This is a genomic window from Lactobacillus sp. UMNPBX6 (assembly GCF_002553975.1).
GTDB lineage: Bacteria > Bacillota > Bacilli > Lactobacillales > Lactobacillaceae > Lactobacillus > Lactobacillus gallinarum.
Genome location: NZ_PCZD01000062.1, coordinates 1 through 9,685, shown reverse-complemented (window position 1 = coordinate 9,685; position 9,685 = coordinate 1). Strand labels below are relative to the sequence as shown.

Annotated in this window: 8 protein-coding genes and 1 other annotated feature; of the genes, 3 read left to right on the top strand and 5 right to left on the bottom strand. The window is 35.4% G+C overall.

Annotated elements, in window-relative coordinates:
- Positions 1 to 214 precede the first annotated feature (214 nt).
- From CP357_RS08680 to CP357_RS08660, 5 genes are all read right to left on the bottom strand, one after another.
- Positions 215 to 1,798 (bottom strand): ABC transporter ATP-binding protein, encoded by a 1,584-nt coding sequence (locus CP357_RS08680; RefSeq protein ID WP_098037083.1) that lies wholly within the window; start codon positions 1,796 to 1,798, stop codon positions 215 to 217.
- Positions 1,795 to 3,390: an ABC transporter ATP-binding protein gene (locus tag CP357_RS08675; RefSeq protein WP_025014279.1), complete on the bottom strand. Its 1,596-nt coding sequence runs from the start codon at positions 3,388 to 3,390 to the stop codon at positions 1,795 to 1,797. The genes CP357_RS08680 and CP357_RS08675 overlap by 4 nt, the downstream gene beginning before the upstream one ends.
- A gap of 154 nt (positions 3,391 to 3,544) precedes the next feature.
- Complete coding sequence (locus CP357_RS08670) at positions 3,545 to 3,739, bottom strand: helix-turn-helix transcriptional regulator (protein ID WP_025014280.1); 195 nt, start codon at positions 3,737 to 3,739, stop codon at positions 3,545 to 3,547.
- Complete coding sequence (locus CP357_RS08665) at positions 3,736 to 4,227, bottom strand: hypothetical protein (RefSeq protein WP_098037082.1); 492 nt, start codon at positions 4,225 to 4,227, stop codon at positions 3,736 to 3,738. Before CP357_RS08665 ends, CP357_RS08670 begins: the two co-directional genes overlap by 4 nt.
- Before the next feature lie 140 nt (positions 4,228 to 4,367).
- Entirely contained in the window at positions 4,368 to 5,096 is a 729-nt protein-coding gene (locus CP357_RS08660) for a MerR family transcriptional regulator (RefSeq protein ID WP_098037081.1), read from the bottom strand.
- Between the two features lie 180 nt (positions 5,097 to 5,276).
- Between CP357_RS08660 and CP357_RS08655 the strand changes: the two genes are divergently transcribed.
- The 3 genes from CP357_RS08655 (at position 5,277) to CP357_RS08645 (ending at position 9,595) form a co-directional block, all read left to right on the top strand.
- A complete protein-coding gene (locus CP357_RS08655; protein ID WP_098037080.1) occupies positions 5,277 to 6,587 on the top strand; it encodes an NCS2 family permease in 1,311 nt (436 codons plus the stop codon).
- A 156-nt stretch (positions 6,588 to 6,743) separates the two neighbouring features.
- Positions 6,744 to 6,995, top strand: a binding site (T-box leader).
- A gap of 71 nt (positions 6,996 to 7,066) precedes the next feature.
- A complete protein-coding gene (locus CP357_RS08650; RefSeq protein ID WP_003549454.1) occupies positions 7,067 to 7,966 on the top strand; it encodes a proline iminopeptidase-family hydrolase in 900 nt (299 codons plus the stop codon).
- Positions 7,967 to 7,969: 3 nt separating this feature from the next.
- Positions 7,970 to 9,595: a peptide ABC transporter substrate-binding protein gene (locus CP357_RS08645; RefSeq protein WP_087176293.1), complete on the top strand. Its 1,626-nt coding sequence runs from the start codon at positions 7,970 to 7,972 to the stop codon at positions 9,593 to 9,595.
- Positions 9,596 to 9,685 lie beyond the last annotated feature (90 nt).

The following is a 9,685-nucleotide window of genomic DNA, read 5'->3' as shown; positions in this document are numbered from 1 at the left end:
TAACAAGATTGGACTTTTTTAGTAACTAAAACGATTTAACTAGCACCACGCGTATTTAAATATATAGTTCGTTTAATCATGCGCTCACCTCATTTATATCGATTATAATCGATGAAGTCATCAAAATCATCAATCTTATCGAGTATAATCGATAAGATTGCAAAAAAAGAGCCTTTTATCGAATATACTCGATAAAGGCTTTTTTCTTATAAAACTAATTCTTACTTAAATGAATTTCACGATCAAAGATCTTTTGTAATTCTAAGCTGAAATTATGAGCAATAAAGACAATCGTCGCCTTACTTTTCAGCAAATTATTCAAAATTTCTTTAGTTCCCTTTGAATCAATTGCACTCGTACCCTCATCAATCAGAATGATATCTGAATCATGAATTTTAGCACGAGCAAGGACGATCTTTTGCCGTTGACCACCAGAAATATTCAAATTATCTAGATTAAGTTCTTGCTTAAGCCCATCTTTAAATTTATTAATATCAGCAATAAAGTTAACTTCTTGAACAACTTGTTCAACCTGATTATTCAATTGATCATCGAACATTGTAATATTGTCAGCAATTGTAGCTGGAAAGACAACCGGATCTTGCGGAATATAGTCGATTCGGCTCATATCTGGTTTAATTGCTTGTCCATCTTCGTCTTGGAAAATTACTTTACCATTAGTTGGCTTAAGCTCACCTAAAATCAATTTAAATAAAGTTGATTTACCTGCGCCAGAATCACCTGTTAATAGAATTTTTTCACCGTTTTTAACTTGAATATCTGGATAAGTCAGTTTTTCACCATTGGGAAACTGCAGCTCTAGGTCCTGTGTAGCAAATCCCTTAGGTGTAGCTTCATCTTCATTAGATTGAGCAGGTACCGCAGCAGCAGTTTCATTAACTTCCTCAATTAACTTCTTGGTTCCCTTCATCTGGCCCCAAGAATTAGAAATATATTCAATAGATGCATTTAGATAGAAGCGAAAGTTACCAACGATCAGCAGTGTACCAACCGTAACGGCACCGTTTTTAACCAAATAACCGGTTAATACAAAAAGAATAAAACCAAATAATGCGGAAACAATTCCATTAAAGGCATTAAGCAATTTGATGTAATATATTTGCTTAACAGTAGCATCTTCTAGCTTCTTAGATGCATTTTCCGTAACGGCAAATAATTTAGCTCCTGCCAAGAATTGACGAATCTGTTCAAGACCGGATAACCAATCATTCAAACTATCGAGGTAAGCCTGATTTCGATCAGAAATTAATTGCGTTGCCTTTTGAAGCGGCTTCTCAGTTATCTTAGGCAAAACAAAGGAGACAGCAACCATCAGCGCAATCACAATAAGGAGTTGCCAATTGAGCAAAATCAGACAAATTAACACCGCAATCATTGTGACAATCCCATAAATCAAATTAAAGATTGGTTCATAGTAGTTGTCATTAATCATTGATAGGTCATTAGTTAGGCGATTTTGCATTGCACCGACTTCATGATTTTTACCATCATGATAATAATGACTAACAATCTTAGTTCTTATTTGATCATTAAGATCTTGTTCTTGCGACTTATTCAAATAGATAATGCCGCTATTTATTAAATATGAAACTAGAATAATCACAAATGTAATTACTGTGATCAAGATAAAGTTTCTAAGGTTCCTTGATAAGACAATATCAGCCTCTAATTGCACCAAAAAGGTGTTAAGAACATTTAATGCAGGAACAAGAATTGCGCCTAAAAGATATAGGTAGAAGCGGAAAGGATTAACTTGAATAAATTTTTTCAGATTCATCTGTTTGCCTCTTTTCTTGTTCTAGTGAACTTAATTTCTTGATCAAATTTAGCTTTAACTTCTGGTGACAAATTATGAGCAATCATCAGAATGGTTCGGTTACTATGCAAAAGATTGTCGATGATCTTTTCTGATCCTGCACGATCAATTGCGCTGGTGACTTCGTCCATCAAAACAAATGGCTGATCATGAATTACACTTCTGGCTAAGACCACTTTTTGTCTTTGACCACCGGAAATGTTCTCATTTTTGACATCAATAACGGTTTGAACACCATTCGGCATCTTGGCTAGATCTGGAGCAAGCTGCATACCACTTACTACGGTTTCAACTTTATCAGCTAACTTTTCATTAAACATTGTGATGTTATCGCTAATTGAAGCTGGAAAAACAATTGGATCTTGTGGTAAGTAACCAACTTTGGCTTCAGCAAATGGAATTAAATTACCGGCTTGATCAGTAAACTTTATTTCGCCACTTTCAGGTTTCATCTTGCCTAAAAGTAATTTAAACAAGGTCGATTTACCTGTGCCTGAATCCCCTGTAAGCAGAACCTTTGCTCCTGGCTTAATACTAAAGTCTGGATAAGAGATTTGTTCACCATTTTCATATTTGGCAGATAAATTCGAAACAGTAATGCCATAGGCTAGCTGCTTATTTTCAGATTCGTCCTTAATCTTTTTACGAAGCAAAAAAGTTTGTTCACGTAATTCTTTAGTTGACTTGACCCGAGTAATAGCACTAGTCATATTAAAGATCGATGAAAAGATTAAGAAGGCAAATGATCCGGCTACAGCCCAATCACCGAAAGAAATCTGATGAAAAATAAATAGAAAGCCGGCTAAAGCGCTCATCCCTATTTGAGCAATTGCATTACCAAAAGTATTGATAATATAAGAAATACTGCGATATTTGTAGCTTTGCTTATTTGCATCAACGTATGAGTGGCTAGCTTTATGTAGTTCGCGGCTTAAGCGTGCATAAGCAGTGTATCTTCTCAATTCTTGTAAACCACCCAGCCAATGCTCAATTGTATTTAACAGCTTCTCATTTTTGACATTAACTTCCTTCACTGCAGCTGAAGTTTTTTTCTCCATTATTTTGGGTAATAAAAGCGTAACGACAGCCAAAATAGCAGTAAACAAAAGAAGTAGCCAATTCATACTGATTAAAAGAGCAACACCAAAAACGATCTGTAAAACTGCGCTTAGGATATCAATCCACGGAGTTGCATAATCATTATCAAGCAATTTTAAATTAGCTGTTAGTTCATTCTGCATTTTAGAGACTTTTTCATCCCCACCTGCATAATAGTGATGTGTAAGGTCTTTTCTGATCTGGTGAATATAGTTCTGTACTTGCCTGGTCATTGTTTGGGTGGCAACCGGCAGCAATAAGGCTACTAGCAGTTCTAGAGCTAATTCGATAGCTTGCCACTGAACATATCCTGTCAAGTTGCCAGCTGTAATATCATTTAGCGCATATTTAAATAGATATTCATTAACTGTTCCTCCTAGTGTGTATAAGACAAATAGGAAGATGATTAGAATGGCTCGCGGAATATTTTGTCTGAACAATTCTTTGATTTCCATAGTGCTACCTCCAAAGTAATTGCAGCTACTTTTTATATTAAATATATGTTAATAACATATTAATTTATAGTACTAACATTTTCAATGTTTTTTTATTTTTAGCTAATTTTTAAAGATAGCACAAAAAAAGCAGAATCCACGTGGAATTCTGCTTTTACTTTGGCCAAAACAAATCATCTAATGTCTTATCAAGTGCTTCACAAATTCGGATACACAGATTTACCGTCGGATTATAATCCCCTTTTTCAATTGCTGAAATTGTTTGCCTAGAAACATTTACTATGTCGGCTAACTCCTGTTGCGACAGGTCTTTACCTGCACGAGCCGCCTTCATTTTTAAATTTTTCATTTTCTCACCTTACTAATGTAGAGCTGATATACATAGTTAACACCAACCAGGAGTAAAAACAAACCAAATAATAGCAATAATACGTTATGATCCCATTTAGCAGCATTTTCGATAAGACCTAGAATACCAAAAACCAATTCGCATACTCCCAATAAAATGAAAGTTATGGAACTCAATAGTAAGTTCTTTTCGTGCATGGCAATATACGCACCTTTGAAAATCGTATATCCAGTAAACACCATACATCCAATCAAAAGCGGAGCCAATAACAAAAAGACTGGTGTCATTTTCACGTTAAGATTATCTACAAGAAATAATAACAGAAAATCACTAACTGCTATTGCAATAAAGGCATACTTGTAGCCTCGACCACGAATTACCGCTTGACGTTCATCATACTTCTCGCTTTTTCGATTCTTTCTATAGGTTACTAACATGTAGCCCAATGCCAAGAAAAATACAAAGATAATTATATTTAGTGTATCCATTTTTATCATTCCCTTTCAAATTTGATTACATTATAATACATATTTTTACAAATGTAAATTATATTTTACATTATTGCAGATAAATTTAACTAAAACAAGTCGATACATTATTCGTATCGGCCTTTATTGCCTAGGAAATATTAACGGACAGTTTCTAAACAATATGATTTTTTATGGCAGTTTGGACAGCGCAATCTTCTAGTATGTGGCGTGTGTGCCGCAAACATAAACGTCTTTAGTTCTGGAACAAATTTGTAATCGCAATTAGGACAAATATATGCCACTTTTTGATAGTAAATTTTAAGTAGCACAACTGACATTGCAATTAAAATTGCTACTAAAACAGTCACCGAAATATAGACTGCAGTGTTCATTTTATTGATGATAAAGTATGCAATAAATGCCGTACCAAGTAGTTCAACAGCGATTTCTACTGCTGACAGCTTCCACATTGAACGTATTACTTTTTTATATCTAGTTTCATTATTCATAATCTTCGTAATGTCAGTAACTTCCGCAATATTATTGGGTTTACTTAAGACCTGTTGTAGTTGGATGATTTTCTTGTTTTGCTCTTCTAGTTTTCGTGTTTCTTCTTTATTTCTTTTTAGCTGATCTTTAAGTAAAAGATCGATCAGCTTATCACCATTTTTATCCTCTAATATTTTTTGAATATCTTTTAGTGAAAAGCCTAGTTCTTTTAAAAAGATAATCAGTTTTAATTGCTTTACCTGCTTAGCAGAATATAAGCGATAGCCACTTTCACTCACTCTGCTGGGTTTTACCAAACCTTTTTGATCATAATAGCGAATGGTTCTAGTGATTATGTTCAACTTCTTTGCTAAATCTCCGATTGTATATTCTGACATTACTTTCTCACCTCACAACTTAAATATACGGGTTTACGCTACGTCAGAGTCAAGAATAAGCTAAATTTTCCTGAAAAAACTTCAAAAAGCAAATATTTTACTCTTTTCCTATTGAAATCATTAACATTCACTGTATAATTTTAAGTGAATGTTCACTTTATACAAATTTCGGAGGACTAAATGAACGCAATCAGTAATTTCTTTCATTTAAAGGAGAACAATACCTCCTTTAAGACCGAGCTTTTAGCCGGTTTGACTACTTTCGTAAGTATGTCATACATTCTTTTCGTTAACCCAAACGTTTTGGGCGCTAGTGGTATGGATAAAGGTGCATTGTTCACCGTTACTGCATTATCTGCAGCATTCACCTGTATCGTGATGGGACTTGTTGCCAACTATCCAATCGCTTCAGCTCCAACGTTAGGTTTGAACGCATTCTTCACTTACACAGTTTGTCTTGGCATGCACGTTAAATGGCAAACAGCTTTAGCTGCCGTTTTTGTTGCATCAATTCTTTTCATTTTACTAACTGTCTTTAAAGTTCGTGAGATGATCATTGATGCGATACCTGCCGACATTAAATATGCTATTTCTGCCGGTATCGGTTTATTCATCGCCTTCATCGGTCTTCAAGGTGGTAAGTTAATTCAAAACAGTGACTCAACTTTGGTTACTATCGGTAGCCTTAACAATCCAACTGTTTGGATCACTATTTTCGGTTTGATCGTTACCATTTTCCTAATGATTGCACGCGTACCTGGTGCAATCTTCATCGGAATGATTGCTGCGGCTGTCTTCGGCGTAGTTATTGGTCAAGTTCCAATGCCTAAGGGCGTGATTTCATCTGTCCCAAGCATCGCACCAACTTTTGGTCAAGCAGTTTTCCACATCAGCGATATTAATACCGTTCAAATGTGGGTTGTTGTCTTCACCTTCCTTTTAGTAACTTTCTTTGACACGACCGGTACTTTAATCGGTTTGGTTCAACAAGCCGGCTTAATGAAAGACAACAAGATGCCTCGTGCCGGTGAAGCTTTAGCCGCTGACTCTTCAGGGATGCTTGTTGGTTCAGTACTTGGTACCTCACCTGTCGGCGCCTTCGTTGAATCAAGTTCTGGTATCGCAGTTGGTGGTAGAACTGGTTTAACCGCAGTTTGGGTTGGTATTTTCTTCCTAATTTCTACTATCTTCAGCCCAATTTTGAGCGTCTTTACTACTCAAGTAACTGCACCTGCCTTAATCATCGTCGGAGTTTTAATGGCTGAAAACTTGGCTCACGTACACTGGACTAATCTCGAAATTGCCATTCCTTGTTTCCTCATTGCAATCGGAATGCCTCTTACTTACTCAATTTCAGACGGTTTAGGCTGGGGCCTCATCGTTTACCCAGTTTCAATGATCGCAGCTAAGCGTTTCAAGGAAATTACACCAATGATGTGGATTCTGTTCGTGGTGTTCATTATCTACTACGTGGTTTTAAACGTAAAATAATTTCATTAATAAAATACCTTCATCTAAGCAAGCAGTTAATAGCTGCTTGTTTTTTTGGATTTCACTGCAAAGATTTATATGCTTTATTAAAAACAATTTAAAAAATTATTGACAATTAATTAATGCTTCAGTATTATAACTTACAACATAAATAATATTTTAGCTTTGATAAGGAAAGTAACTTAAGATAAGATTTTCAGAGAGTCTTCGCTTGGTGAAAGAAGATAATTAAGTCTTACGCGAAAATCACCTTTGAGCCGAAAGTGCGATAATTAGCATTCTCAGGGTCCGCCCTATACAGCGGCGACGTATCGCTAATCACAAATAGATTGGCCACACGTGCAGAAGGTTAAATGTTGAAAAACTTTTAACAAAAATAGGTGGTACCGCGTTTTAAACGCCCTATTAGATCAAATTGATCTGGTAGGGCGTTCTTTTATTATCAAAGTTAAGTTATTAATTTTTAAGGAGAATTGGCAATGGATCAAACAAGATTAGTAACTTTAGATAATGGTTATCACCTATTTACACGAAAAGTCAATGAAGGACCTATTAAACTGCTTTGCTTACATGGTGGCCCTGGCGGAACACATGAAACTTTTGATAATTTTAAAGATGGCTTAAAAGGGCAAGGCGTTGAAGTTTATTCATATGATCAATTAGGATCTTACTATTCTGATCAACCTGATTTTACTAAAAAAGAAAATAAATCATTACTTTCTATCCCTCGATATGTCGATGAAGTCGAAGAAGTAAGACAAAAGTTAGGCTTAGATAACTTTTACTTGTTGGGACATTCATGGGGTGGACTTCTTGCTCAAGAATATGCTTACAAATATGGCAAACACCTAAAGGGCTTAGTTCTAATGTCAATGATTGATAACTTAGATGAATATACAGAAAATATTAATCATGAACGTGAAGAAACTTTTTCACCTGAACAAGTTGATTACATGAAAGAATGTGAAAAAGCTGAGAACTTTACTGACCCTATGTATCAGCAATTAGTTGCTCATCTTTATTCCCTCTTTTTAACAAGACATCCCACAGGTACAGCTCATCCTGTAAATACTCACAATAATGTGATTTACAACTATTTCCAAGGAAATAATGAATTTGTTATGGTGGGTGAGCTTACCAAATGGGATTTCAGAGAGAAACTAGCAAGTTTGAAGATGCCAACTTTATTAACCTTTGGAGAATTCGATACTATGCCACTTTCAGCTGCTCGCAGAATGCATCAAACACTAAGTAATTCACGCTTAACTTTAACTCCGGATGGCGGACATTGTCATAATACTGATAATCCAAAAGCATTTTTCACGTCTTTAACTAAGTTTTTACACGATGTTGAGAACAACACATTCAAGGGAGAATAAACTATGAAATTAAACAAATTACTATTATCCGCTTCCGTCGTCTTAGCTTCTTTAGCTACCGCTGCTTGTGGAAATAACAACGCTTCTGCTAATAAAAAAGATCAAACTTTACATTTAATGCAAACAGGAGAAATCTTATCTTTAGATACTTCTAATCAAGCTAATATTAGTCAATGGAATGTCCTAGAAAATTCTATGGAAGGACTTTATCGTGCCGATAAAGAAGGTAATCCTTCTCCAGCAATGGCTACAAAATTAGTTAAGCCAACAGATCACGGTAAAAGATATACCTTCACCTTAAGAAAAAATGCTAAATGGTCCAATGGAGATCCTGTAACTGCGGAAGATTTTGTTAATTCATGGCGTAGATCTGTCAGTCCTAGCTCTCAATCAGGTTATTCTTATATCTTCACTGGTGTAAAGAATGCCACCAAAGTCACTGCAGGTAAGTTGCCAGCAAAAGATCTAGGGGTCAAAGCTTTAAACAATCGCACTCTTCAAGTTGACCTAGAATATCCAATGCCATACTTTACTAGAATGATGGTTCTGCCAGCATTCTTCCCACAAAGCAAAGCTGCTTTAACTAAATTTGGCAAAAGCTATGGTTCTGCTTCTAATAAGATGTACTACAATGGACCATTCAAGGTTGATGGTTGGACAGGTAGCAATTTGTCATGGGACTTGGACCAAAATAAATATTATTACGATAAAAAAGATATCCATTTAAAGAAAATGAAAATGCAAGTTGTAAAAGATGCAAACACCGCACATCAACTTTTCCAACAAGGAAATCTTGATGACGCAACTATTACAGGAACCACGGCTCAAGGCTTGCAAAAAGATAAAAATTTAATGCATCTTAAACGTGCCGGAGTCTACTATTTACAACTAAATCAACGTCAAGGACGTGTATTTTCAAATTCTAAATTACGTGAGGCTCTATCTTTAGTATTAGACAAAAAACACTTAGCTGAAAAAGTACTTGCCGATGGTTCAGAACCTGCATATACATTTGTTGCACCAACTTTAGCTAAAGATCCAACCACTGGCAAAGATTTTGCAACTGAAATGAAGCCAAGTGAAAATTATAATGTCAAAAAAGCACAAAAATTATGGCAAGAAGGCTTAAAAGAAGAAGGAAAGAAATCTGTCACTTTAACTTACTATACAGATGATCAAACTATCAATAAGAATATTGCCCAATTTGTTCAATCACAAGTTGAATCCAAATTAAAAGGTGCAGATGTTGAAGTACACGCTGTTCCTGCTAAAAATAGCCAAGATAATGTAAGTAAAGGCAACTTTGACATGCACTTTAGTTTATGGCTTGCTGATTATGCTGACCCAATGAGTGATTTTGATATCCTTCAAACCAATAATGCTCAAAATTACGGTAAGTATAGTAGTAAGGCTTACGATAATTACATTAGTGCCGCTAAAAGCAAGAGCGCTGCAGATGTCAAACAATACTGGCAAAATATGAGAAATGCTCAAAGTCAGTTAACTAAAGATACTGCAGTAGCACCTTTGTACAACATGACCGAAAGTCACTTAGTAAGAAGCAACTTAAAGGGTGTATTATGGCACTCCGTTGGTGAAGTTGATTATACAAGAGCATATTTTAAGTAAATAATTTTTAAAACAAGCAGTTCCAGCTGCTTGCTTTTTCTACTCTAAGTCAAGTGTTATCAACGATTTTAAGCAATTTTATTTTGAAAT